This is a genomic window from Streptomyces sp. NPDC042002 (genome assembly GCF_055588305.1).
In genome coordinates, this window is record NZ_JBVJCT010000005.1 from 288,503 (window position 1) to 312,448 (window position 23,946).

The 23,946-nt window shown below is 69.5% G+C and carries 22 protein-coding genes; 2 read left to right on the forward strand and 20 right to left on the reverse strand.

Annotated features, from left to right (window positions below; all coding sequences use genetic code 11):
- Positions 1-278 precede the first annotated feature (278 nt).
- From ACZ6KY_RS11230 to ACZ6KY_RS11245, 4 genes are all read right to left on the reverse strand, one after another.
- Positions 279-1,937 carry a beta-N-acetylhexosaminidase gene (locus ACZ6KY_RS11230; RefSeq protein WP_469310052.1) on the reverse strand — a complete coding sequence of 553 codons (1,659 nt, stop codon included), beginning with the start codon at positions 1,935-1,937 and terminating at the stop codon, positions 279-281.
- A complete protein-coding gene (locus ACZ6KY_RS11235; RefSeq protein WP_469310053.1) occupies positions 1,928-2,497 on the reverse strand; it encodes a hypothetical protein in 570 nt (189 codons plus the stop codon). The genes ACZ6KY_RS11230 and ACZ6KY_RS11235 overlap by 10 nt, the downstream gene beginning before the upstream one ends.
- Before the next feature lie 390 nt (positions 2,498-2,887).
- Entirely contained in the window at positions 2,888-3,184 is a 297-nt protein-coding gene (locus ACZ6KY_RS11240) for a DUF3039 domain-containing protein (protein ID WP_103554931.1), read from the reverse strand.
- Between the two features lie 86 nt (positions 3,185-3,270).
- The gene (locus tag ACZ6KY_RS11245; RefSeq protein WP_469310054.1) at positions 3,271-3,843 is read right to left on the reverse strand and encodes a YqgE/AlgH family protein; all 573 of its coding nucleotides are present in this window, start codon (positions 3,841-3,843) and stop codon (positions 3,271-3,273) included.
- Between the two features lie 281 nt (positions 3,844-4,124).
- Between ACZ6KY_RS11245 and murA the strand changes: the two genes are divergently transcribed.
- Positions 4,125-5,465 (forward strand): UDP-N-acetylglucosamine 1-carboxyvinyltransferase, encoded by a 1,341-nt coding sequence (gene murA / locus ACZ6KY_RS11250; protein WP_328555266.1) that lies wholly within the window; start codon positions 4,125-4,127, stop codon positions 5,463-5,465.
- 167 nt (positions 5,466-5,632) lie between these two features.
- Here the strand turns inward: murA and ACZ6KY_RS11255 are convergent, their stop codons facing one another.
- The 9 genes from ACZ6KY_RS11255 to ACZ6KY_RS11295 form a co-directional block, all read right to left on the reverse strand.
- Positions 5,633-5,914: an HU family DNA-binding protein gene (locus ACZ6KY_RS11255; protein ID WP_007382399.1), complete on the reverse strand. Its 282-nt coding sequence runs from the start codon at positions 5,912-5,914 to the stop codon at positions 5,633-5,635.
- Positions 5,915-6,288: 374 nt separating this feature from the next.
- Entirely contained in the window at positions 6,289-7,722 is a 1,434-nt protein-coding gene (locus ACZ6KY_RS11260) for an NAD-dependent malic enzyme (RefSeq protein ID WP_469310055.1), read from the reverse strand.
- A gap of 484 nt (positions 7,723-8,206) precedes the next feature.
- Positions 8,207-10,597 (reverse strand): HelD family protein, encoded by a 2,391-nt coding sequence (locus tag ACZ6KY_RS11265; protein WP_469310056.1) that lies wholly within the window; start codon positions 10,595-10,597, stop codon positions 8,207-8,209.
- 83 nt (positions 10,598-10,680) lie between these two features.
- Complete coding sequence (locus ACZ6KY_RS11270; protein WP_469310057.1) at positions 10,681-11,463, reverse strand: anti-sigma factor family protein; 783 nt, start codon at positions 11,461-11,463, stop codon at positions 10,681-10,683.
- Positions 11,464-11,501: 38 nt separating this feature from the next.
- Positions 11,502-12,032: a sigma-70 family RNA polymerase sigma factor gene (locus ACZ6KY_RS11275; RefSeq protein ID WP_037619265.1), complete on the reverse strand. Its 531-nt coding sequence runs from the start codon at positions 12,030-12,032 to the stop codon at positions 11,502-11,504.
- 225 nt (positions 12,033-12,257) lie between these two features.
- Positions 12,258-12,845: a CGNR zinc finger domain-containing protein gene (locus ACZ6KY_RS11280; protein WP_469310058.1), complete on the reverse strand. Its 588-nt coding sequence runs from the start codon at positions 12,843-12,845 to the stop codon at positions 12,258-12,260.
- 195 nt (positions 12,846-13,040) lie between these two features.
- Positions 13,041-14,192 carry a uroporphyrinogen-III synthase gene (locus tag ACZ6KY_RS11285; protein WP_469310059.1) on the reverse strand — a complete coding sequence of 384 codons (1,152 nt, stop codon included), beginning with the start codon at positions 14,190-14,192 and terminating at the stop codon, positions 13,041-13,043.
- A 122-nt stretch (positions 14,193-14,314) separates the two neighbouring features.
- Entirely contained in the window at positions 14,315-15,697 is a 1,383-nt protein-coding gene (locus ACZ6KY_RS11290; protein ID WP_469310060.1) for a nitrate/nitrite transporter, read from the reverse strand.
- A 306-nt stretch (positions 15,698-16,003) separates the two neighbouring features.
- On the reverse strand, positions 16,004-16,435 hold the full coding sequence (locus ACZ6KY_RS11295) for an SgcJ/EcaC family oxidoreductase (RefSeq protein WP_469310061.1): 432 nt from the start codon (positions 16,433-16,435) through the stop codon (positions 16,004-16,006).
- A 238-nt stretch (positions 16,436-16,673) separates the two neighbouring features.
- Between ACZ6KY_RS11295 and ACZ6KY_RS11300 the strand changes: the two genes are divergently transcribed.
- Positions 16,674-17,735 (forward strand): sigma-70 family RNA polymerase sigma factor, encoded by a 1,062-nt coding sequence (locus tag ACZ6KY_RS11300; protein ID WP_469310062.1) that lies wholly within the window; start codon positions 16,674-16,676, stop codon positions 17,733-17,735.
- Positions 17,736-17,742: 7 nt separating this feature from the next.
- On the opposite strand, the gene ACZ6KY_RS11305 is transcribed toward ACZ6KY_RS11300, so the two are convergent.
- From ACZ6KY_RS11305 to ACZ6KY_RS11335, 7 genes are all read right to left on the reverse strand, one after another.
- Positions 17,743-18,771 (reverse strand): hypothetical protein, encoded by a 1,029-nt coding sequence (locus tag ACZ6KY_RS11305; RefSeq protein WP_469310063.1) that lies wholly within the window; start codon positions 18,769-18,771, stop codon positions 17,743-17,745.
- 100 nt (positions 18,772-18,871) lie between these two features.
- Positions 18,872-19,924, reverse strand: coding sequence for a hypothetical protein (locus ACZ6KY_RS11310; protein ID WP_469310064.1), 1,053 nt, complete (start codon positions 19,922-19,924; stop codon positions 18,872-18,874).
- Positions 19,912-20,568, reverse strand: coding sequence for a hypothetical protein (locus tag ACZ6KY_RS11315; RefSeq protein WP_469310065.1), 657 nt, complete (start codon positions 20,566-20,568; stop codon positions 19,912-19,914). The genes ACZ6KY_RS11310 and ACZ6KY_RS11315 overlap by 13 nt, the downstream gene beginning before the upstream one ends.
- Positions 20,569-20,847: 279 nt before the next feature.
- The gene (locus ACZ6KY_RS11320) at positions 20,848-21,537 is read right to left on the reverse strand and encodes a hypothetical protein (protein ID WP_469310066.1); all 690 of its coding nucleotides are present in this window, start codon (positions 21,535-21,537) and stop codon (positions 20,848-20,850) included.
- A 20-nt stretch (positions 21,538-21,557) separates the two neighbouring features.
- Complete coding sequence (locus ACZ6KY_RS11325; RefSeq protein WP_469310067.1) at positions 21,558-22,073, reverse strand: hypothetical protein; 516 nt, start codon at positions 22,071-22,073, stop codon at positions 21,558-21,560.
- A 197-nt stretch (positions 22,074-22,270) separates the two neighbouring features.
- Entirely contained in the window at positions 22,271-23,611 is a 1,341-nt protein-coding gene (locus ACZ6KY_RS11330; protein WP_469310068.1) for a zinc ribbon domain-containing protein, read from the reverse strand.
- Positions 23,608-23,925, reverse strand: a complete 318-nt coding sequence (locus tag ACZ6KY_RS11335; RefSeq protein WP_469310069.1) for a hypothetical protein — start codon at positions 23,923-23,925, stop codon at positions 23,608-23,610. The genes ACZ6KY_RS11330 and ACZ6KY_RS11335 overlap by 4 nt, the downstream gene beginning before the upstream one ends.
- Positions 23,926-23,946 lie beyond the last annotated feature (21 nt).

Sequence of the window (23,946 nt, forward strand, 5' to 3'; positions counted from 1 at the left end):
CGGTTGCCCCTTCCCGCTGCCCCACCTGGTCCCACCTGTGCTGCCGTACGGTACGTGCTGACAGGGCGGACGTGGCAACTCTGGCACATCTTCCCCGGCCCTCGACGCGGGGGTCCGCTAGGAGGCATTCGCCCCTCTCACCAGGGGGATGGCCGGTTTTCGCATGGCATCGCCGGTGGGCGCGCATTGTCACCCTTCGGTGACTCTTGGGGGCCTTTTCCCTTGCGGGGCAACGGTGCCAGGGCACTGGCACCGGGGCACACCGGTCGTGAGGCGTCTCACACGTTCGGGGGCGCCCCCTCGATCGGGCGTCCGAGCACCCCGGGCCGCCGCTGCCACGGCCGCGGTCCCGTGGGCGGGCGGTAGGCCACTCCGAGGGCGTCGAGTCGCTCGTAGTGCGCGCTCATCCGCCGCTCGAAGCCGGCGAAGTCCCGCTCCGCGGGGGCCGGCAGCCGGCTCCAGGCGACCTCGGCGAAGGCGGCGAGCCTCGGGAACGCCTGGTAGTCCACGCGCGTGTGGTCCTCCATCACCTCGGTCCACACGTTGGCCTGTGTGCCCAGCACATGGCGCGCCTCCACCTCGGTGAGCTGCGGTGGAACCGGCTCGAAGCGGTAGACGTCCTCCAGTGTGCGCACATAGGCGATCGGCACCGGTTCGTCCTCGCCGGCGGCCTGGCGGTAGTCCAAGTACACGTGCTGCTCGGGGCACATGACGACGTCGTGGCCCGCGCGCGCGGCCGTGACGCCGCCCTGGTAGCCGCGCCACGACGACACCGCGGCGCCCGGCGCGAGACCGCCCTCCAGGATCTCGTCCCAGCCGATCAGCCGACGCCCGCGCGCGGACAGCCAGTTGTCGAAGTGCCGGATGAACCAGGACTGCAACTCGTCCTCGTCGGCGAGCCCGAGTTCCCGGATGCGCGCCTGCGCCGTGGCCGACTCCTTCCACTGGTCCTTGGCGCACTCGTCGCCCCCGACGTGGAAGAAGCCCGAGAACTCCGGGAAGCGCGCGGGGTCCGCCGGGAACAGGTCGAGGAGTTCCTCGAAGACCCCCTCGTAGAAGCGCAGGGTGTTGTCAGTGGGGGCGAGTACGTTTTTGGAGACGCCCCAGTTGTCCCAGACGGTCAGGGAGGTCGTGTCGATGACGTCGGTGTTGCCCAGTTCCGGATACGCGGCGATGGCGGCCTGCGAGTGGCCGGGGATGTCGATTTCGGGGACGACGGCGATATGCCGCTCGGCCGCGTACGCGACGATCTCGCGGATGTCGTCCTGTGTGTAGAAGCCTCCGTGCGGCTTCTCCTCCCACAGCGGCGAGGCCCGGTGGCCGAATTTGGTGCGCGCCCGCCAGGAACCGGCCTCTGTCAGCCTCGGGTAGCGCTTGATCTGAACACGCCACCCCTGATCGTCGGTGAGGTGGAAGTGGAAGACGTTGAGTTTGTGCGCGGCCAGCAGGTCGAGGTAGCGCAGGACGCCTTCCTTGGGCATGAAGTGCCGGGAGACATCGAGCATCAGGCCGCGCCAGCGGAATCGGGGCGCGTCCTCGATGGTCCGGTGCTCGATTTCGTACGCCGTCCGCGGGCGGACCGGGGCGCGGCGAAAGGCGTCGGGGCCGAGCAGTTGACGCAGTGTCTGCGCGCCCCAGAAGACGCCGGCCGCGTCGCCGCCGCGGATCTCGACGCCGTCGTCGCCTACGCCGAGCCGGTACGCCTCCGCTTCCAGGGTGTCGTCGAGGAGCAGGCGTACGGCGCCCGGTGCGTCCTGCGGCCCAGGTCGCAGCGGTAGTCCGAGTGCGGCGCCGAGCGTCGAGCGCAGCCAGCGTTCGGTGGTGTCCGTGCCGGGCGCGGCCCACAGGACGGTGTCCGCGTCCAGCGCGAACCGGCCGCGCGTGGCGTCTTCGACGACGCGGGGCGCGGGAATCAGACCCGTATCCATCATGTCCATCCGTCCTTCAGTTCTTTACCGCCGCCGAGGCCGGAGGCGGGTCGCCGGTGTACGCGTACGAAGAAGTCGGCACCTGAATCGTCATCACCGCGGAGGCGGTCGCCATACCGTCCGGTCGGGCTCCACCGGCTTACGGAGGACGAGAAGGACCGTCGGCGCGGGGACTGCCGGATGCCGCCGGGGAAGAGGGACTTGGGGAACGGGAAATCGTTCCCGGCCGGGCCGGGGGAAAACATCCCGGTGGCCATGAACCCGGTGAAGACGAGCGGGAAATGTGTCCGCCGGAGGAATCGCGTGCGGCTCGCTCCGCGCATGCGCGTGGCCACCTCCGGCGCGTCCCGGACGGCCTCGGCGAGGGAGATCGCCAGGGCCTCGACGGGCATCGTCCGGGCCGCCTGGAACATGATCAGCAGGGTGGTCCGGAATCGGAAGCGGAATCGCCTCGCCGCCGTCGCCGGGAGAAACCCGATGAGCGCCGGGACGACCGCCGCGGAGCCCGCCGCGAGAAGGAACTCCAGGAAGTGTCGGCCGAATTCCTGCTGCCGGAAGAAGCGCCGCATGGAATCCGGGGAGCGTGAAAGCGACCGGATCAGGGGCTCGGCGGCCCCTCGCTCTCCCGTCGGCCCGAAAGCGCCGAGCGCCATCCGGCAGAGGAACGATCGCCGTCCGGGCCGCGAGGAGTCCGGGAACAGCGAGCTTCATCGAGCGTCCTCCAGCCGGGCCCTGTTGCAGCATGCGCAATGGCGGTTTCGCACCGCACAACACTCCGGAGGCTATGGAGTGTGTGAACCGCCCACAAGAGGTCTCAACCACTCCGTGACCTCGGGGCGCACGCCCGCAGGGTCGGCGGGGTTCGGCCTCGCACACGACACGGCCGCGGCGCCCCTCACCTGGGGCGTCGCGGCCGTGTTCCGTCTACGCGGCGTACTGCGCCGGGGAGAGCGTCGGCGTTACTTCTTGTCGCCGCCCTTGCCCTGGTCGCCACCGGCGCCCATGGACTCGAAGATCTCCTTGCACATGGGACACACGGGGTACTTCTTCGGGTCGCGGCCCGGTACCCACACCTTGCCGCACAGCGCCACGACGGGCGTGCCGTCCAGCGCGCTCGCCATGATCTTGTCCTTCTGGACGTAATGGGCGAAGCGCTCGTGGTCCCCGTCGCCGTGCGACACCTGCGGCGTCGGCTCTACGAGGGTCCCCGTCCCCGTGCCTCGCTGGGGCTGGGTCTCAGGCTCAAGAGTGCTCATGAAGCCAAGGGTACTGGGGCTCGCACCCATCAGTTGAGGGAAGGGTCGCGCGCCCGTGACGGAAGCGTCGGGGGCCGGTGCGCCCGTCAGTTGAGGGAGGGGTCGTCGGGGTACGTCGCCACCATCGCCAGTTCGCTGCGCTGGCGGCGCAGGACCTCGCGCCACAGGCGCTCCGGTGACGGGGAGGAGACGTCTCCCGGTTCGGATTCGACGACGTACCAGGCGCCCTCGACCAGTTCGTTCTCCAGCTGGCCCGGTCCCCAGCCCGCGTATCCGGCGAAGATGCGCAGGGAACCGAGGGCCGAGGCGAGAAGCTCGGGCGGGGCCTCCAGGTCCACCAGACCGATCGCGCCGTGCACCCGCCGCCAGCCGAGTGGCGCGCGCTCCCCTGCGATGCCGCCCGGGATGACCGCCACCCCCAGCGCCGAGTCCAGCGAGACGGGGCCGCCCTGGAAGACGACACCCGGTTCCCCGGCCAGTCCGGCCCAGTTCTCCAGGATGTCGCCGACGCCCACCGGGGTCGGACGGTTGAGGACGACACCGAGGGAGCCCTCCTCGTCGTGGTCGAGGAGCAGCACCACCGCACGGTCGAAGTTCGGGTCCGCCAGGGCGGGCGTGGCCACGAGCAGCCGCCCTGTGAGCGAGGACACCTCGGTCATGCCAGACATGATCCCCCAGATTCCCTTCATGTGGGGAGCCAATACACGTACGGGAGTGAACGCAGCTCAGGGCGCAACGGAGCGTTGCCCGCGCACACCGGGACCGGTGACCCCGTGTGCCCGATTCGGAACGGTTCGTGTTGTGGCCAAGCTATGACCCAGCTGAGTCCTCCGTGGGCTTACTACGCCGGGGTGGGCGGCCATTACCCTTGCTGTTCGGCACCCGTACGACCGGCCGGCCGACGACCCACACCTGCCCAACTCATCGGAACGCGAGATTCATGACCGTCAACGACGATGTCCTGCTTGTCCATGGCGGAACCCCGCTTGAGGGCGAGATCCGTGTCCGCGGTGCGAAGAATCTCGTACCGAAAGCCATGGTCGCCGCCCTGCTGGGAAGCGGGCCGAGCCGGCTGCGCAATGTCCCCGACATCCGCGACGTACGTGTCGTACGCGGACTGCTTCAGTTGCACGGTGTGACCGTCCGTCCGGGTGAGGAGCCCGGCGAGCTGATCCTCGATCCCTCGCACGTCGAGAGCGCGAACGTCGCTGACATCGATGCCCACGCGGGCTCGTCGCGCATCCCGATCCTCTTCTGCGGCCCGCTGCTGCACCGCCTCGGCCACGCCTTCATCCCGGGCCTCGGCGGCTGCGACATCGGCGGCCGGCCGATCGACTTCCACTTCGAGGTGCTGCGGCAGTTCGGCGCGAAGATCGAGAAGCGCGAGGACGGCCAGTACCTGGAGGCCCCGCAGCGACTGCGGGGCACCAAGATCCAGCTGCCGTACCCGTCCGTGGGCGCGACCGAGCAGGTGCTGCTGACCGCCGTGCTCGCGGAGGGTGTCACGGAGCTCTCGAACGCGGCTGTGGAGCCGGAGATCGAGGATCTGATCTGCGTCCTGCAGAAGATGGGCGCCATCATCGCGATGGACACCGACCGGACGATCCGCATCACCGGTGTGGACTCGCTCGGCGGTTACACCCACGCGGCCCTCCCGGACCGCCTGGAGGCCGCCTCGTGGGCTTCCGCGGCGCTGGCGACCGAGGGAAACATCTACGTCCGCGGCGCCCAGCAGCGCTCGATGATGACGTTCCTGAACACCTACCGCAAGGTGGGCGGTGCCTTCGAGATCGACGACGAGGGCATCCGCTTCTGGCACCCGGGCTCGCAGCTCAAGTCCATCGCCCTGGAGACGGACGTCCACCCCGGCTTCCAGACCGACTGGCAGCAGCCGCTGGTCGTGGCCCTGACGCAGGCCACCGGCCTGTCCATCATCCACGAGACGGTGTACGAGTCCCGGCTGGGCTTCACGTCCGCGCTGAACCAGATGGGCGCGCACATCCAGCTCTACCGTGAGTGCCTCGGCGGCTCCAACTGCCGCTTCGGCCAGCGCAACTTCCTGCACTCCGCGGTCGTTTCGGGCCCGACGAAGCTCCAGGGCGCCGACCTGGTCATCCCCGACCTGCGCGGCGGCTTCTCGTACCTGATCGCGGCGCTGGCGGCGCAGGGCACGTCCCGCGTCCACGGCATCGAGCTGATCAACCGCGGCTACGAGAACTTCATGGAGAAGCTCGTGGAGCTCGGCGCGAAGGTCGAACTGCCGGGCAAGGCACTGGGCTGACCCCAGCCGAGGCCGAACTGCCGGGCAAGGCGCTCGGCTAGAGGCTGGCCGGGGCGGCGCGGCAGGCGTACGTACGACGATGGGGCGGCCCCCCTGAAAGGGGCCGCCCCATTGGCGTTGCTGCGCCTTGTACGCCTCCCGCGTCGGCGGGAACGTACCGGCGGGCCTTACTTGCCCTTGGCGGCTTCCTTGAGCTTCGAGCCCGCGGAGACCTTCACGCTGTAGCCGGCCGGGATCTGGATCGGGTCGCCGGTCTGCGGGTTGCGCGCGGTGCGAGCGGCACGGTGGGTGCGCTCGAAGGTCAGGAAGCCGGGGATGGTGACCTTCTCGTCGCCCTTGGCGACGATCTCGCCGACGGTCTCGGCGAAAGCGGCCAGAACGGCGTCGGCGTCCTTGCGGGTCACCTCGGCGCGGTCGGCCAGCGCGGCCACCAGCTCACTGCGGTTCATGTTGTTACTCCCGTGTTCTTCTTGCTGTTGAGGCGTGCCACGCGGCGGAGCCGCATATCGGGCACAGTGAAGCCGATGCTGCCAGGGTCCTCGGTCGGCCCCCGGACCCGGGTCCGTAGCCAGACCGTCGCGCCCGAAGACGCATCCTGCCCCCACCTGCGGCGGGAAAGCCAATCCGGCACCCCCGGGAGTCACACGAACACCCTTGGGGGTCACACGAAGAGGCCCTTGCGAGGCCTGAGCCTGGCCGCCACCCTAGAGGCGGCCACCGGCCCCGCGTTCCGCGACGCGCCGGGTTCCGAGCGGTCGTGGCGCCCGTCACAGACGGGACGACGGCCGCCGTGACGCGGGCGTGCGGCCCGGCTCGGCCCGTGCTATACGGCCGTGTTGGCCGCGTCCGTCGCCCCCGCCGCCTTCGCCGCGTCGCGCACCGCTCCGGCGACCGCGCCCGCGACCTTGTCGTTGAAGACGCTGGGGATGATGTAGTTCGGGTTGAGCTCGTCCTCGGTCACCACGCTCGCGAGGGCGGTGGCGGCGGCCAGCATCATCTCCGTGTTGACGGTACGCGACTGGGCGTCCAGGAGGCCGCGGAAGACGCCCGGGAACACCAGGACGTTGTTGATCTGGTTGGGGAAGTCGGAACGGCCGGTGGCCACAACTGCCGCGGTCTGGCGGGCGATTGCCGGGTCGACCTCGGGATCGGGGTTCGCGAGCGCGAACACGATGGCGTTCTCGGCCATCGCGGCCACGTCGTCACCGTCGATCACGTTCGGGGCGGAGACGCCGATGAACACGTCGGCGTCGCGCACCGCTTCCTTCAACGTGCCCGTGAGGCCTTCGGGGTTGGTGTTGTCGGCGATCCAGCGCAGCGGCGAGTCCGTCGCGGCGTCGACGAGATCGGCGCGGTCGGCGTGCACGACACCGTGGATGTCGGCGACGACGGCGTTCTTCACACCCGCGGCGATGAGCAGCTTGAGGATGGCCGTACCGGCCGCGCCGGCGCCCGACATGACGACCCTGATGTCGCCGATCGCCTTGCCCGCGACGCGAAGCGCGTTGGTCAGGGCCGCGAGGACGACGATGGCCGTGCCGTGCTGGTCGTCGTGGAAGACGGGGATGTCGAGGGCCTCGCGCAGCCGGGCCTCGATCTCGAAGCAGCGCGGCGCGGAGATGTCCTCCAGGTTGATGCCCGCGAAGCCGGGGGCGATCGCCTTCACGATCTCGACGATCGCGTCGGTGTCCTGGGTGTCCAGGCACAGCGGCCAGGCGTCGATGCCGGCGAAGCGCTTGAAGAGGGCCGCCTTGCCCTCCATGACGGGCAGCGCGGCCATCGGGCCGATGTTGCCGAGGCCCAGCACGGCGGAGCCGTCCGTCACGACCGCAACGGAGTTGCGCTTGATGGTGAGGCGGCGGGCGTCCTCGGGGTTCTCGGCGATGGCCATGCACACCCGGGCCACGCCCGGGGTGTAGATCATGGACAGGTCGTCACGGTTGCGGATCGGGTGCTTGGACTGCATCTCGATCTTGCCGCCGAGGTGCATGAGGAACGTACGGTCGGAGACCTTGCCGAGGGTCACGCCCTCGATGTGCCGCAGCTGCTCGACGATCTCGTCGGCGTGCGTGGTGGAGGTCGCCGCGATGGTGACGTCGATCCGGAGCTTCTCGTGGCCGGAGGCGGTCACGTCGAGGCCGGTCACCGAGCCTCCGTGGGACTCCACGGCCGTGGTGAGCTGGGAGACCGCGGTTCCGCTCGCGGGCACCTCCAGCCGGACCGTCATCGAGTAGGAGACGCTGGGCGCCGTTGCCATGGCCGACTTCCTCTGCTTTCACCGTGTGTCACTGCTTTGTGCCGTCCGATCGTCGCACCTACCCCTGAGTACGTGGTAGTCACCCCGGATTGCGAACGTTTTGTTCGCCGGGGGTTCGCTTTTTCGGAAAACCGATTCCACCCTACGAGAGTGGGTCGGACGACGAAAGAGGCCCACGTCACGTGACGTGGGCCTCTTCAGGTCCTTCGGTGAAGGACGACGTTCAATGACACCGACCCGCCATGCTCGCCTCGCGGCAAGTGGTCGCTCGTAGCGACGAAGGTTGGGCCCGGGGGCTTGGATCGGGCCGGTGCCACGTCAAAGGTAACAAAGGATTCCCGTAAGGCAATTCCCGTCCCGGCAGTTCTTTTCGGCCGGGACGGGATGCGGGGCGGACGCGCCGCGCCGCCCGGGGACCCGGACGGGGCGGCGGCCCGTGGGCCGGACGGGCGACGGTGACGGCGTCGGGCCCGCCGGAGGTCCGTCAGTCCCGCAGGAGGTCGGGGACTCCGTTCGGGTCGGGCTCGTCGCGGTCGCTGGAGACGACGGTGAGCTGCTGCGTGGCCCGGGTCAGGGCGACGTACAGGACACGCAGTCCGGCGGGCGACTCGTCCGCGATCTCCGCGGGCGACACGACCACCGTGGCGTCGTACTCCAGCCCCTTGGCCTCCAGGCTTCCCAGGGCCACCACCCGGTCCCCCAGCCCGGCGAGCCAGCGGGCGGCCTCCTCGCGCCGGTTCATGGCGACGACGACACCCACGGTGCCGTCGACCCGGTCGAGGAGATGGGCGGCCTCGGCGCGCACGGTCTGCGCCAGGGAGTCCCGTACGACCGCGAACCGGGGCTCGACGCCCGTGGACCGTACGGCGGACGGCGACTCCGAACCCGGCATGGCGAGGGCGAGGACCTTGGCGGCCAGCTCGGCGATCTCCGCCGGGTTGCGGTAGTTGACGGTGAGCGTGAAGCGGCGCCGGGGACGGGTGCCGAGCGCCTCGTCACGGGCCTCCGCCGCCTCGTCGGGGTCGGACCAGGAGGACTGCGCCGGGTCGCCCACGACCGTCCAGGTGGCGTGCCGGCCGCGCCGGCCGACCATCCGCCACTGCATGGGCGTGAGGTCCTGCGCCTCGTCGACGATGACGTGCGCGTACTCGGTCCGCTCCTGCGCGAGGCGCTCGGCGCGTTCGCGCTGCGTCTCCTCGCGCTGGGGCATGAGCTCCTCCAGACCGGTGAGGTGGGCCAGCGGGTCCAGCTCGCGCCGCTTCCTGGGCCGGGCGGGCGCCCCGACGATCGCCTCCAGCTCGTCGAGCATCGCCACGTCGTGCACGGAGAACCCGTCCCGCTTGAGCGAGCGCGCCACCCGGCGGACCTCACCGGGGTTGAGGATCCGGCGCGCCCAGCGCCCGAGCCGCCGCTCGTCGGCCATGGCGGCCAGTACCCCGCGCGGGGTCAGCTCCGGCCACCAGGCGTCCAGGAACGCCAGGAAGCTGTCCTCGGAGGTGACGTCCTCGTCGAACGACGAGCGCAGCTCGGCGGCCAGCTCGGGGTCAGCGTGCCGGGTCCCGGCGCCCGAGCGCGACCACAGCGCGTCGAGCAGCAGTCTGCGGGCGCGCGGTCGCATCAGGTTGACCGGCGCGGTCCCGCTGAGCGCGTTGTTCTTGATGCGGTCCAGCTCGGCGGACTCCAGCTCAAGCCGGCGCCCGAAGGCGACGACCCGGAGCCGGGTGGGGGGACCCGTGGGGGCCCCGTCCGGCTCCCCGAGGGCGAGCTGGCCGGAATTCCCCCTGGTGGTGCCGTTCGGGCTCTCCAGCGCCCCGCGCGCCGCCTTCCGCAGCACCCTCAGCATCCGGTAGGAGCCCTTGGCGCGGGCCACCGCAGGGGAGTCGTACAGCGTGGCGCCCACGCCGTCGACGAGCGAGCCGATCGCGCGGATCGCGACCTGCCCCTCCTCGCCGAGCGAGGGCAGCACGCCCTCGGTGTAGGCGACGAGCAGCGGGGTCGGGGAGACGATCAGGATGCCGCCCGCGTACCGGCGGCGGTCCTGGTAGAGCAGGTAGGCGGCCCGGTGCAGGGCCACCGCCGTCTTGCCGGTGCCGGGGCCGCCCTCGACATAGGTCACGGACGCGGCGGGCGCGCGGATCACCATGTCCTGCTCGGCCTGGATGGACGCCACGATGTCCCGCATGGTGTGACTGCGGGCCTGTCCGAGCGCGGCCATGAGCGCGCCGTCACCGATGACGGGGAGCTCGCGGCCGTCGAGGGAGGCCGTCACCTCCGGGCGCATCAGGTCGTCCTCCACGCCGAGGACCCTGCGGCCCTTGGAGCGGATGACCCGGCGGCGTACGACCCGGCCGGGGTCGACCGGGGTGGAGCGGTAGAACGGGGCCGCGGCGGGCGCCCGCCAGTCGATCACCAGCGGCGCGTAGTCGGCGTCCAGGACGCCGATACGGCCGATGTGGAGCGTCTCCGCGATGTCGGCCGTGTTGTCCTCGCGGACCGCGCCCTCGGCGGGTTCCACCGCCGTGTAGGCGCCGTCGGCGCCCTTCGTTCCGTCCTTCCCGCGGAGCAGGTCGATCCGGCCGAAGAGAAAGTCCTCGAACTCGTTGTTGAGACGGTTGAGGTGGATTCCCGCGCGGAACACCTGGGCGTCCCGCTCCGCGAGCGCCCCCGGTGTCCCGACGTGACCGCGCTGGGCGGCGTCGTGCATGAGGAACTCGGCCTCGTGGATCTTCTCCTCGAGGCGCCGGTAGACCCGGTCCAGATGTTCCTGTTCGACGCCGATCTCACGGTCCCGTACGGAGTCGTCCTTGACGGATTCGTCCGGTACGGAAACGTGGACCGAGCCGAGCGCGGTTTCCTGCTGAGCCTGAGCGGCCACCGGGCCCCCTTCTGACGTGCTGGGCAGCCGTCAACCGTACGCGAAGGGAGGCCCCTGAGGCTACGTGCGCGCCCGGAGTCCGCTCACGCGTTCACCTCGACCAGTCGCTTTCCCTCGAAGGTCATGACCTCGAAGTGATCGATCTGGTTCGGTGTGAAGGCCGCGCCGCCGTGCACGTACAGCGGCTGCTTGGCCTCCGCGTTGTTCGTGTTGGACAGCCCGTAACCCCGGTCCGGAACCGCCCAGGAGGTCACCGTCTCACGCTCGCCGTTCTTGCCGACGGCGATCAGGGAGCACTTCAGCGGACCCTTGACGTTCTTGAGCTGGAGGACGGCGTGGGTGCCCCAGTCCTTCGGCTCGATGGCGACGACGGCGTTGACCTTGGTCTTCGGGTCCGTGGCCTCCGACTTGTCGGTCATGACCTCGAAGGCCGCCTTGGCCGGGCTGGTCGCCATCGCCTGCGGCGTGTTCGTGCCGGTGTCGCTGCCGCCGTTGACCGCCATGACCGTCAGCGGACCGCCGATGATCAGCGCGGCCGCGGCCGCCACCAGGTACATGCCGCGCCTGCGCTTCTGGGCGCGGCGCACCGAGACCTCGTCGACCAGCCGCTCCGCGAGCCGTGGGCTCGGGCGGGCCGAGAGGGACTCCGCGATGGCCGGGCTGCCCTGCGAGGCGGGCAGGTCGGCGAGGGCGGCGAGCATCGGCTCCATACCGGCGAGCTCGTCGAGCTGCTGGCCGCACCACTCGCAGGAGGCGAGGTGCTCCTCGAAGGCTGTCGCCTCCGCGTCGTCGAGAATGCCGAGCGCGTAGGCGCCGACAGTCTCGTGGATGTCCCCGGATCCTTGCTGTCCTCGTGGACCTTGCATGGCTCCCGGACCACCCGTCCCGTAACCCCCGTACGTGTTCATGCCGTCACCCCCCGCTCCTCAAGCGCAAGCTTCATCGACCGCAGGGCGTAGAAAACCCGTGAGCGCACAGTGCCGCTGGGAATGCCGAGCGTTTCGGCCGCCTCGTTGACGGTACGCCCTTTGAAGTATGTTTCGACCAGTACTTCCCTGTGAGCAGGGGTCAGGTCGTCCAGCGCGTCCGACAGTGTCATCAGCCACAACGCCTTGTCGATCTCGTCCTCCGCGGGGATGACCTCCAGCGGCGACGGGTCGACCTCCTGCGGCCGGGCCTGCCGACTGCGGTGGCCGTCGATGACGATGCGTCGGGCGACCGTCACCAGCCAGGGGCGTACCGAACCGGTCGCTCGATTGAGCTGGCCGGCGTTCTTCCAGGCACGGATGAGTGTTTCCTGCACAACGTCTTCGGCACGCTGCCGGTCTCCTGCGACCAGGCGCAGCACATAGGCCAGCAAGGGCCCCGCGTGTTCCCGGTACAGCGCACGCATCAGCTCCTCGTCGGGTTCGGTCGACGAAGACTGCTGAGACATGCGATGTCGGGCCCTTGGCCTGTGTTCATCAGCCACGGCTGAATCCTTGCGCACGCCTACCTCCGGTGTCCGGGGGTTCCCCCAGTCGGTCGCTCATCACCGGGTACGTGTGTAGGTACGCGGGTGTTCAAAGTGTTCAGGGTTTTTTCTGTTGAAGATGTGTAGACAGCGAAAAGAATGCGTATCGATCACCTCGGGTCACTGGAAGATCACGTACGGGTGTGATCAGGCGCGTGCCAGAGCCGCCCGCCGCCGATGCCGGGCCACTCGCTCCCTATTGCCGCACACCTCGCTCGAACACCAGCGCCGGCGCCGGCCGCGCGAGGTGTCGAGGTAGACGATCGGGCAGTTGTCACCCTCACACTGTCTCAGACTCGCCCGCGCCCGCGGGTCGGTGAGCAGGTCGAGGGCGTCCCGGGCCACCACGGAGAGCAGTTCGGCACAGTTCGGCGGGGCGTGCAGCCCGCGGCACAGCGAGCCGTCGCCCGCGCGGACGGCCCAGGGGGCGGGCGGCGCGGCGAGGGCGGCGGCGTTGACGCGGGCGAGCGCGCTGTCCGCGGGCCGCCCGTCCAGCTCGCCGCGCACCAACTGGGCGATATGTCCGCGCAGTTCCCGGAAGCCGAGCAGCCATGAGACCTCCACGGCGGCCGGCGGGGTGCCCGCGGGCACCAGCCCGGACGCGAGGACCCAGGCACCCAACCGGGCGGCCGAGTCGAGGCGTTCCTCGGGATGGGTGGTCGCCGTCAGGTCCAGGCAGATCCGCCCGGAGTCGAACCGCAGCTCGTACGAGGCTGTGGCCATGCCCGATGCCATGCGCCTGTCACCGCCTTGGGGTCACCTGCCGTGGTACCTCCTACAGTGCATGCCCTGGCGCTCCGCCGGAAGACTCAGCACCGGCCCCGTACCGGACGTGTACCGGACGCGCACCGGGCGGGAGTTCGGAACGGTGCCGCCGGCACCGCGACGGCGGGCCCGTCCCGCCTCTTTCCTGTGCCGGTACCGGCGGCCTCAGTCGTCGGCGTACTTGGAGTCCGCGGCCGGGTCGAGGGCGAGCCGGTAGCCCCGTTTGACGACCGTCTGGATCAGCTTGGGCGCGCCAAGTGCCGTACGCAGCCTGGCCATCGCGGTCTCCACGGCGTGCTCGTCACGGCCGGATCCCGGCAGCGCGCGCAGCAGTTCGGCCCGCGCCACCACCCAGCCGGGCCGCCGCGCGAGGGCCCGCAGCAGCGACATCCCGGCGGGCGGCACGGGCCGCAGCGACCCGTCCACCAGCACCGCGTGCCCCCGGATCTCCACCCGGTGCCCGGCGACGGGCAACGCCCGCGCCCGGCCCGGAAGTTCCTGGCAGAGCAGTTGTACGAGGGGGCCGAGCCGGAAGCGCTCGGGCTGGACGGTGTCGATGCCGTGGGCCTGCAACGGCAGCGCGGTGACCGGTCCGACGCAGGCGGGCAGGACGTCGTGGTGCAGTGCGGCGAGGAGTTCGGGGCGCAGACCCCGGTCCTCGGCCCGGGACAGCAGGGAGGCGGCGGCGGGCGCGCTGGTGAAGGTGAGCGCGTCCAGGCCGCGGGTGAGGGCCGCGTCGAGCAGCCGGTCGACGGGCCCGATGTCCTCCGGCGGCATCCACCGGTACACGGGCACGGGGACGACCTCGGCGCCGGCGGCCCGCAGCGACTCCACGAACCCGGGCAGCGGTTCACCGTGCAGTTGTACGGCGATACGACGGCCGTCGACACCCTCTTCGAGCAGCCGGTCGAGCACCTCGGCCATCGACTCGGAGGACGGCGACCACTCCTCGGTCAGCCCCTGGGCCCGGATGGCGCCCTTGACCTTGGGCCCGCGGGCGAGCAGTTCCACGCCCCGCAGCCGCGCGATCAGTTCCTCGCCGAGGCCCCAGCCGTCGGCGGCCTCGACCCACCCGCGGAATCCGATGGCGGTGGTGGCCACCACCACGTCCGGCGCGTTGTCGACCAACTCCTTGGTGGCGGTGAGCAGTTCGCTGTCGTCGGCGAGGGGCACGATCCGCAGGGCCGGCGCGTGGACGACGGTGGCCCCGCGCCGCTGGAGCAGCGCGCCGAGCTCGTCGGCCCGGCGCGCGGCGGTCACCCCCACGGTGAACCCGGAGAGAGGCCCGTGGTCGGGTCGCTGCTGTTCGTCGTACATGGCTCTCGTCTCGCGCTCGTCGAGTCGTCGTACGGGTCTGTGCTGTCGTACGTCCGCGGCGGATCCGAGCCTGTCAACGGACCGTGACAGGCTCGGATCACGGTGATGTCGGGCGTGTTACGTCACACCTCGGCGTAGCTGAGCTGGGAGTTCGCCTCGGCGGTGACACTCGCCCGGGTCCCGGCGCCGGCCGGGCGGCGAAGGTATACGGCCCAGGTGACCCCGAAGGCGGCCACGTAGAAGACGAGGAAGGTGACGAAGGCGCCTGTGCCGGAGCCCGAGTCGAGGAACGACTGCCGGAAGGCGAGGTTGATGCCGACACCGCCGAGCGCTCCCACGGCACCGATGAGCCCCATGGCGGCACCGGAGAGCCGGCGCCCGTACCGCGCGGCCTCCTCCCCTTCGAGCCCCTTGTCCACGGCCTTCTTCTGGAAGATGCCGGGGATCATCTTGTACGTCGACCCGTTGCCGAGCCCGCTGAGCACGAAGAGCACCACGAAGACGCCGACGAACAGCGGCAGCGACCTCTCGCTGCCGGCGACGACGAGGATTCCGGTCGCGACGGCCATGGCGACGAAGTTCCACAGGGTGATCCTGGCGCCCCCGTAGCGGTCGGCCAGCCGGCCGCCGACGGGCCGGATCAGCGAGCCGAGCAGCGGGCCGATGAAGGTGAGGTAGGCGGCCTGGAGCGGCGTACGCCCGAACTCGACCTGAAGCACCTGCCCGAAGGCGAAGGCGTAGCCGATGAACGACCCGAAGGTCCCGATGTACAGGAACGCCATGATCCAGGTGTGCGCGTCCTTCGCGGCGTCCAGGGCGGCGCCGGTGTCGTTCTTGACGGAGGCGATGTTGTCCATGAAGAGGGCGGCGAGGACGGCGGCCACGACGATGAGCGGGACGTAGATCCCGAGCAGCACCCGCGGCCCGCCGCCCGCCCCGATGATGGCGAGCGCCACCAACTGGATGACGGGGACGCCGATGTTGCCGCCGCCCGCGTTGAGGCCGAGCGCCCAGCCCTTCTTCCGCAGCGGGAAGAAGGCGTTGATGTTGGTCATGCTGGAGGCGAAGTTGCCGCCACCGATACCGGCCAGCAGACCCACCACGAGGAAGGTCGCGAACGAGGTGCCCGGCTCCATCACCACGAACGCGGCGACGGTCGGCACGAGCAGCAGACTCGCGGACACGATGGTCCAGTTCCGGCCACCGAAGAGCGCGACGGCGAAGGTGTAGGGCACCCGCACGACCGCGCCGACCAGCGTCACCATCGAGGTGAGCAGGAACTTGTCGGCCGGGGTGAGCCCGTACTCCGGTCCCATGAACAGGACCATCACCGACCACAGGGTCCAGACGGAGAACCCGATGTGCTCGGACAGCACGGAGAAGAGCAGGTTCCGCCGGGCGACCTTCTCCCCCTTCTCCGCCCAGAAGGCCTCGTCCTCCGGATCCCACTCCTCGATCCAGCGACCGCCCCGCGCAGGGGCCGTACTCGTGGCTGGGGCAGTCATCTCGCGCCTCCGTCGGTTCTCCGGGCTTACTGGCTGCTGTTTCCCGAAGGTAGGGAGGGCGCGTTTCCACGCTGTGGCTGTGGGTGACCGGAAGGGAACGTTGCTCTCACCCGGTCCCGGACCCGGCGGTGAGGACGGGGCGGGACGGGGTGAGAGGCGTCCGGGGTCGGGCGGACCAGGTGAGGGGGCTCCGGCACCGGGCGGACTGGGTGAGGGGCGTCGGGACCGGACGGACCGGGTGAGATCCGCCCGGCACTGGACGGACCAGGTGGGGGGCGTCCGGGACGGGTACCGGCGGCGCGTCCGTCAGACGGCGGCGTTGTGGTACGAGGTGATGGCCCAGGTACCGGCGGCGGGATCGCGGACGAGTACCCAGGTCGCACGGTGGTGCCGGTCGGCGGGCACTTCACTCTCACCGGCCAGCAGAATCCCGGCCTCGCTGACGACGACGGCGGTGTCGGGACGCGGGAAGCGGATCCGCCGGGGCTCGTCGAGCGGCCGGGAACCCTTCAGCGGCCCCTCGAACCCGGCCGCGATGTAGGCACGGATCTCCTCCCGCCCGTCGTTGAAGACACCCGGCATCACGACCGTCGCGTCCTCGGTGTACAGCTCGGCGAACGCGTCCGCGTCGTAGTCCGCCCAGGCGGAGTAGAGACGGTCGAGGACGGCGCGGATGGCCTGGGTGTCGTCGGTGTTGCTGCCGGTGTAGTCGTCGGCGCTGATGTCGGTGGCGTCCATGGTGATCCTTCTCCTCGGACTGGTCCGGATTGCTTCGGCTCCGGTACGTACCTCCGCGGACGCCGGAACTCATCGGTGCCGGGGCGATGAGTTCCGGCCGGCCCGGAGGTACGTACCGGTGAGCGAGGGGCCCGAAGGCTGGGCCACGAGGAACCGAGCCGCCGAGCCACCGAGGTGCGGAGGCTCTGGGTGCGGAGGTGCAGAGGTGCCGACGAGCAGAGGAGCCGAGGGGCAGAGTATGGAGACGCCTGATGACGACGGCAGGGAGGGCCAGGGGCGCGACGGCGACAGCCGGAACGGCCGGGGCCGCGACGGTTTCGAGGAGCGGACGGCCCCCTATCGCCGCGAACTGCTGACCCATTGCTACCGGATGCTGGGGTCGGTGCACGAGGCCGAGGACCTGGTGCAGGAGACGATGCTGCGGGCCTGGCTCGCGTACGACCGGTACGACGCCGCCCGCGCGTCCCTGCGCACCTGGCTGTACCGCATCGCCACCAACACGTGTCTGACCGCGCTGCGCGGCCGCGCCCGCAGACCCCTGCCGTCGGGCCTGGTCGGCGCGCTGGAGGACCCGGGGGCGCCGATGGCGCTGGGGGCGGAGGTGCCGTGGCTGGAACCGTTCCCGGGCGGGGGCACGACCGGGCTCGCCCTCGGCGCCGGAGCCGCGGCGGCGGCCGGGGATCCCGCGGGTGTGGTCGTCGCCCGGGGCAGCCTGCGCCTCGCGCTGATCGCCGCGATGCAGCTGCTGCCCCCGCGCCAGCGGGCGGTCCTCATCCTGCGCGACGTACTGGCCTGGCCGGCGACCGAGGTCGCCGAAGCCCTCGGCACGTCGACCGCCTCCGTGAACAGCGCGCTCCAACGGGCCCGCGCACGGCTCGGCGAGGCCGGCCTGACGGAGGACGAGGTGACGGAACCGCCGGACCATGAGCAGCGTGCGGTGATCGACCGCTATCTGCGCGCCTTCGAGGACGCCGACCTCGACGCCCTGCGCACCCTGCTCACCCAGGACGTCGTCCTGGAGATGCCCCCGGTCCTCAACTGGTACGTCGGCCCCGACGCCTATGTCGCCTTCATCGCCCGCGTCTTCGCGATGCGCGGCACGGACTGGCGCCTGCGTCCCACCTCGGCGAACGGACAGCCCGCGCTGGCGGCCTACGTCCGCGCCCCGGGCGACGACAAGCACCGCCTCCACACCCTGCAGGTCTTCACAGCGGACCGCGGAGCGGTGAGCCACACGGTGGTCTTCCAACTCCCCACGGTGTTCACGGCGTTCGGACTGCCGGAGGTATGGGAGGAGTAGACACGCCTTACTGCTGCGGGGGTTGGGGGTTACTCGGCTTGAGGTCGGGGTCGGGGTCGGGATGGGAGGGCTGCTGGGGTACGGGGCCGGGCTGGGCGGCGTACGGGCTGCTCGGCTGGGAGGCGTACGGGTTGTCGGGGGCGTCCGAGACGGGGGCAGGGGTTTGCCGGCTGTAGGGGCCGGGGGCTGGGGAGCCGTAGGGACCCGGGGTCGGGGGCTGCGGGTGCGGGTGCGCCTGGACCGGGGCGTGGGGCTGGACCGGGGCGTCGACAGGGGCCTGGATCTCGGCTTGGGTCGGGCCGGCGTACGGGGCCGCCTGGGGAGAGTGCGGGGCCCGGCCGGCGTATGGGATCTGGGGCGCGTACGGAGCCGGGCCGGTGTACGGGGGGTGGCCCGCATACGGAGCCGGGCCGGGGTGCGGGGTGTGGCCCGCGTGCGGGGTGTAGGGGCCGTACGGACCGGCCTGCTGTCCGGCGTACCCCGCCGTCGGCGGCAGATACCGCACGCGCCCGCCCTCCTCCGTCACGGGCGCGAACCCCGCCGCCCGCAGCAACGCCGCGAACTTGGCGTTGCGCTTGCGCGTGACGACGAGACCGACACCTAGGACGACCATCAGCAAGGCCCACAGGACACCGGCCACCGTGAAGGCGCCGGAACTCCCACCCGCCCGGACCCCGAGGACGACGCACCCGACGGTGAGACCGACCGCCGCGTACACCATCCGCTTCTCGGCGTTCTTGCCGGTGAGGTCGAAGTTGATACGGGCCTTGAGGAGTTCCAACGCGTCAGGGACGACGGGCGGCAACGACACCCCGTCGCCGGCCTGCGGATACTGCGCCCAGTTCTGCGCGGCACGCGCCTGAGCCTGCGGGCCGGGGTCGGGCACGATGAGCATCGTGAGCGCGTTGTTGCGCCCGCCGCCCTGCCGTACGTCCGCGTACTCGTACCCGAACTGCTGGGCGACGAAGGCGAGTCGGGCGAGCTTCTTCACCGAGGCCATAGGACTCGTGAGCTGCACCGCTTGCCCCGCGGCCATCAACCGGAACATCCGCCGGACCTGCCGCTTACCCACGCCGCCCCCAACTCCCCACGGAACCAACCCGTTCACACGATCAATTCACCGGCCCGCGCTGGACTCAGCGGTTGATGGACTGGATCTCTTGCACCACGACGTCCTGGTCGGCTCCGAAAGTGCCGTCCGGCAGGTTCCGCGCCTCGGGCACGCCGGTACCCGTCCAGTGGATCTTCCAGGTGATCGTCGCGCGCAACTTGTACGAGCCGTCGCCCGAGGAGCGGAGGTACTTCACCCCGCAAGGCGGCGTCTCCTTGGCCTTGCCCTTCGCGAACGCCTCACCGATGTGATCACCGGATATCTCGCAGACACCGGACGCGGGATACGTCTCCGCATCCGCCGTCCCCGGCTCGATCCTCAGCGAGACCGGCTCCGCGGTCGTCGTCGCCCTCACCCCGAGCAGAGGAACCGACGCCGACACCGACACCGGCTTGAACTTCGCCGTGTCCAACCACGCCCACGTCGGCAGATTCACCTTCGTCGTACCAGCGGGAGCCAAGTCCGCCTTCGTCGACGGCACACGAATCTCGCCGTACGCGAGCTGCGCCAACACCTGCGGAGTGACCGCCTCGGGAATGTCCGCCGGCGGAGCGGCACCCTTATCGACCCAGAAAATCGGCTTACTGCAAGCCAACGCACCCGGGTCACCCTCACGGCCTTTGGTCACGTACGAGTCCCACCAATAACCCTTGCCTGCCTTGGCCTTGTTGAAATCCTTGTACTCACCGCCGTTGACATACTTGTTCCGCTGCTCCAAGTCCCACTCAGGACCCGTCGACTCGGCATTCCAGATCGGCTCCAAATACTCCTGCAACTTATCCGGCGTGTACTTCGGAGCGTAATAACAAGCAGGCGGAGTCCAGTTACCCGACACAGCCGCCACCGGACCAGCAGAGTCACCCGACCCGTTCCTCGAACGATCGAAAACAACGGCACCCGCCGTCGCGGACAGGTTGCCGTTGCCGTCCGAGTCACCAGACGCTTTGCCACCGGGATGAGGCGTCTGAGCTCCGCCGCCGATCTTGTTGTCGGCCATGGCGGGCGCGGCACCCAGGCAGATCGAACCGATCAGCGCGGAGGAAACCAGAACTCGTGAACCGGCGCTCAAGGCTGGCACTTTGCGCTCCCCCTCTGGGAAAGAAGCTTCTCAATGACCCAGACACCCTTGTCATTCTTGTGCAACTGGGTGTTGTAGAGCACGTAGCTGTTCTTCGTGACGGCGGTTTTGTCGACCTTCTTCGGCTTCAGGTACATGTCGTACGCCTTGCCCTGGTCCTCGCAGTACACGAGCGACGCACTGTCTGAGCCATTCACGTCCGCTGCCGCGTCGTAGTAGCGGTAGGCCCCAGTCGTACGAGCCTTAGCCTTGACGTACGCCTCGATGAACTTCTGGGTTTCCGCGGCGGCTTCACCCTCGTAGTAGAAGAGATAGGCCTTGTCGAGGGCGTCCTGGTTGACGATAGCCAGGTCAACAGCCTTGATGGACTGCTCGCTGTCCGCCAGCACCGCGTCCTTGTCCTTGTCGCCCGTCTTGGGCCACTCGAAGGTGTATGTGAGATCCGACGGCAGCTCGATCTTCGGTCGCCCCGCGGATTGCGTAGCGCTCGGGCCGGGCGCAGCCGACGTCGCACTCCCGGTGTCCGCGCCCGCGATCTTGTCGTTGGCCTTCGGCTTGTCGCCACCACCGCCGCACGCGGTCAGAAGCAGCGCGGCTGTCGCTCCGGCAGCGGCTGTGGCAAGCAGGCGGGGACGGCGGTTCACGGCGGACTCCTGTGCGGCGTGGGGTGCGGAAGGGCAGCAACACGCTATCGGGGGCCCGCGCAACGACACCAGCGCGAATGGTGCCAAGCGAGTAACAAGCGTTGGACAAAGCAGCCCATAGAGCGGCCAACTGGCTCCCGAAAAGCTCCGATTGAGTGAGGCTCGCCGGTGAGACGGTTCACCTAGTTGGCGTCCGCAAAGCTATGCCTCCAGTCGCCTCAGCCAAGTGACCGTCATGTTCCCGCCACTCGCGCCCCGTTGAGCTCCCGGCGTCCGCGGTCAAGGCGCCTCAGGGGAAGCCGGCACCAGCGGGTTCTCGAAGGTGGCCAGGGCCGCGATGTGGCGGAGGATCGCACGGTATTGGTCACGGCGTCCCACAGCCGTCGTACTCAGGGTGAACACAGCCAGTCGCTTGCAGTCCGGATGCGGGAGGTGGGCACGGAACTGGACCAGGGGCAGTTGCGGGAGGCCGTCGACCGCCCTGGGGATGTGCACAGATTCGCTGAACGTGACTGGTCCACAAGGCAGTTCGACGTATTCGATGCCCGCCGCGTCGAGCCCGCTCACCGCACGTGCAGCCGTCACGGCTCGCGGCGACACCGCCGTCGCCCGCCAGGAGACGGTGAAGAACGACAACAGCGGCCGGCCACTGCTGCTCGTGGCCGACTCATCGACGTCATCGCGGTGCAGGCCGATCGAGCAATGGACAGTTCCGGCTTCCCTCAGAGCACCGAGCAGTCGCTGCCCCTGTGTGAACTGAGCGATGAACTGCTGCCGGTTCAACTCGTCGGGAGCCGCCTGGAGAAAGGGCGTGAGGGCGGTACGCAGGTCATTGGCCCCTGGGGAGTCAGGTGCCGGGAGCAGCGCCTCGATGGGCACAGCGGTGAAGCCCGCGGGTTCCGCGAACCAGACCTCGGCGTCGGGGTCTTCGGCCGAATCGGCGACGGTGAAGTGGGGGGCGGTGGTCATCTTGTCCTGCCGGGGAGGAGTCATGAGGTACGCGGGCGCGGGCGCACCACGTCGGGAACATGGGCGCCGGAACGGCGTGCGCGTTCGACGGCGGCCGGGCTCGCGTTCCAGTCGGTCGGCTCGATGCCCCGGCGGCCCGTGGCCGTCCGCTGATAGAGCAGATGCAGCCTCTTGGGTGCCCCGCCCCTGCGGCTGGTGGCCGCGATGACGGCGATGAAGCGGGGATCACCAGCGAACCAGAGCGGCTCGATCTGCGCCTTCAACTCCGGCTTCGTACGAGCGGTGCCGAAGCGGCGCATCCACCAGAAGGTACGCATGCCGGAAAGGAAGAGCAGAGGGATCTGCTCCTCCGGCGCCTCAGGATTGGGCAACTCCAGCCACATCTCGTCCTCTTGAACCTGCGGATGCTTGTTCCGGCCTCGGGGAACGCCGGCGAGGAGTTGCCAGGGGTACTGCCAGAGGACGCGCTGGATGTAGATGGAGGGGCGGATGTAGGCGAGCTGGAGGACGGCTCGGAATGCCGAATAGAGAAGCACCGGAATGAATAGGAAGGCATAGCCCGGGCTCAGAAACGAGACAAGCACTCCTAGGGAGCCAATCCAGACTGCCGTCCAACCCACCAGTCGCGCAACAATCATGACCATGTGTTGCATCCAAGCCCGTCTGGTCGGTGGATGATCCCAAGCAGTCGGGTACTTAGTCGGGTGCATGCGGTGAGAGCCTCCTGCTCGGGCTAGAAGACATGACGGGCAAGTTCAAATAGGGCTCCGCCATCAAGACCCAGCCGCACTCCGTCAATGCCTGCCACGGAGCCGTCCTTGATTCCGTCATCGTCCGTGTCTACAGCGGTCATGGCCAAGCCGAAGCCGGCGGTTGTCACGCCGACCGAAGCCGACGTGACCTCGATGGCTTTGGTGACTTGGGCCGCTCGGGCACCTCGAATGGTGAATCCGAGCAAGGAGTTGTCCAGGTCGGAAATGGCCTTCGCGTGCTCGATCGTCGCGCCTCCGAATCGGGCCACGCGTTGACCGATGGTGAGAAACTCGCTCGCTTCACCAGTAGCCCTCAGCGCGATTACCGCGCCCTTCCCAGCCGCACCTAGTCCAGGTAGCGCACCGAGGACATCACCCCCGACAGTAACGAAGTTACTCCAGAAGTCTGTATCGAGTTCACCTTTGGTGAACCCATCCTTGAGCGATGCCCACACGGTTGGGTCCTGAGTGATCCGGATTGACAATGACGTCGCACTCAACGCCGCAGCGGCAAGCAGAAGTGCCGCGGCAACTGTCCCACCGGACACGACAAACAGCGCTACCAAACCGATTACCGCTGCCACCGTGCTCAAAATGTCCGGCAGATTCTCCGTGACCCAGTCGAGTGCTGAGTCGAACCAGCCCGGCTCGTGGGGAGTCAGTTTCTTCGTGGCGTCGCGGATCTTGCCTGCTCGACGCTGGGCCTGATGCTCGTGTTCCTCCGCGAGTTCGCGTGCCTTGCCGCGGATCTTGCGGAGAGCTTCATCGGCGTCGTCCACCGCCGTCTTCGCCTTGGTCAAGGCCTTCCGCGCCTCATCGTGCCCGGCGCCCTTCCCGTCCAGGTCAGGGCTGTCACCCGCCTTCGTGGCGTGGCCCTTCGCCCGGTCGACGGCGGCCTGCGCGTCCTTCGCGTCCTGTTCGAGTCGCTTCGCCCGGCGCTGGAAGTCGTCGAGTTCGCCTTCCCAGCGGCCGAGTTGTCCGGCGGCCTTGCGGATGGAGTGGGCGGCGTTCTTCAGGTTCAGGGGGAGCGGGCCGCCGCCCAGTTGCTCGCGGAAGGCGACGGCCGCGTCGCCCTTCCAATAGCTGCCGTCCATCAACCTGGTGACGAGTTCATGCGTCTCTTCGAGAACCTTCGCGCACCCCGTGAGCTTCTTGCGCAGGCCGCTCACGGTCTCCGTGCTGCCCGGCGCCGGGTTGAACCCGAGATGCGGGTAGTCGGGGTTGGGGATGCGCGGGGCCGACTTGAGGCCCTGTGGCTTGTCGCGGTCGGCGAGGGACCGGGGATCGAGCGCCGCTCCCGTGTCCTCGGGCTGATACGTCACCTCGTACCGCCGCCCCTGCCGTTCCCGGCCTTCTTCAGGGCTTGTTCCAGGGCCTTGTCCACCTCGCGGTAGCTGTCCCTGCTCTTCCCGATGATCTTGGACAGGTCCTCGGTCTGCTCACCGATCTGGTCGGCCCCGTATTTCCAGTTGTCCTGGAAGTCCTCGCAGGCACAGTCGAGATCGTCCGTTCCCAGACCGCTGACCGTGGCGTCCTCCAACGCCCTGCGCAGGCCTTTCAACGAGTTGCTCGATTTCTGGAGCATCTTCATGAAGTGCGACAGCTCATCGCCGTCGACGGCCAGCCGCTCCGCCACGCCCTCTGCCTCTTCCGGATC

Bases quoted from the DNA above. Each gene is read 5' to 3' on its own strand.
- ACZ6KY_RS11230 (WP_469310052.1), bottom strand. From the start codon at position 1,937: ATGGACATGATGGATACGGGTCTGATTCCCGCGCCCCGCGTCGTCGAA.
- ACZ6KY_RS11235 (WP_469310053.1), bottom strand. From the start codon at position 2,497: ATGCGGCGCTTCTTCCGGCAGCAGGAATTCGGCCGACACTTCCTGGAG.
- ACZ6KY_RS11240 (WP_103554931.1), bottom strand. From the start codon at position 3,184: ATGAGCACTCTTGAGCCTGAGACCCAGCCCCAGCGAGGCACGGGGACG.
- ACZ6KY_RS11245 (WP_469310054.1), bottom strand. From the start codon at position 3,843: ATGACCGAGGTGTCCTCGCTCACAGGGCGGCTGCTCGTGGCCACGCCC.
- murA (WP_328555266.1), top strand. From the start codon at position 4,125: ATGACCGTCAACGACGATGTCCTGCTTGTCCATGGCGGAACCCCGCTT.
- ACZ6KY_RS11255 (WP_007382399.1), bottom strand. From the start codon at position 5,914: ATGAACCGCAGTGAGCTGGTGGCCGCGCTGGCCGACCGCGCCGAGGTG.
- ACZ6KY_RS11260 (WP_469310055.1), bottom strand. From the start codon at position 7,722: ATGGCAACGGCGCCCAGCGTCTCCTACTCGATGACGGTCCGGCTGGAG.
- ACZ6KY_RS11270 (WP_469310057.1), bottom strand. From the start codon at position 11,463: ATGCAAGGTCCACGAGGACAGCAAGGATCCGGGGACATCCACGAGACT.
- ACZ6KY_RS11275 (WP_037619265.1), bottom strand. From the start codon at position 12,032: ATGTCTCAGCAGTCTTCGTCGACCGAACCCGACGAGGAGCTGATGCGT.
- ACZ6KY_RS11280 (WP_469310058.1), bottom strand. From the start codon at position 12,845: ATGGCATCGGGCATGGCCACAGCCTCGTACGAGCTGCGGTTCGACTCC.
- ACZ6KY_RS11285 (WP_469310059.1), bottom strand. From the start codon at position 14,192: ATGTACGACGAACAGCAGCGACCCGACCACGGGCCTCTCTCCGGGTTC.
- ACZ6KY_RS11290 (WP_469310060.1), bottom strand. From the start codon at position 15,697: ATGACTGCCCCAGCCACGAGTACGGCCCCTGCGCGGGGCGGTCGCTGG.
- ACZ6KY_RS11295 (WP_469310061.1), bottom strand. From the start codon at position 16,435: ATGGACGCCACCGACATCAGCGCCGACGACTACACCGGCAGCAACACC.
- ACZ6KY_RS11300 (WP_469310062.1), top strand. From the start codon at position 16,674: ATGGAGACGCCTGATGACGACGGCAGGGAGGGCCAGGGGCGCGACGGC.
- ACZ6KY_RS11305 (WP_469310063.1), bottom strand. From the start codon at position 18,771: ATGGCCGCGGGGCAAGCGGTGCAGCTCACGAGTCCTATGGCCTCGGTG.
- ACZ6KY_RS11320 (WP_469310066.1), bottom strand. From the start codon at position 21,537: ATGACCACCGCCCCCCACTTCACCGTCGCCGATTCGGCCGAAGACCCC.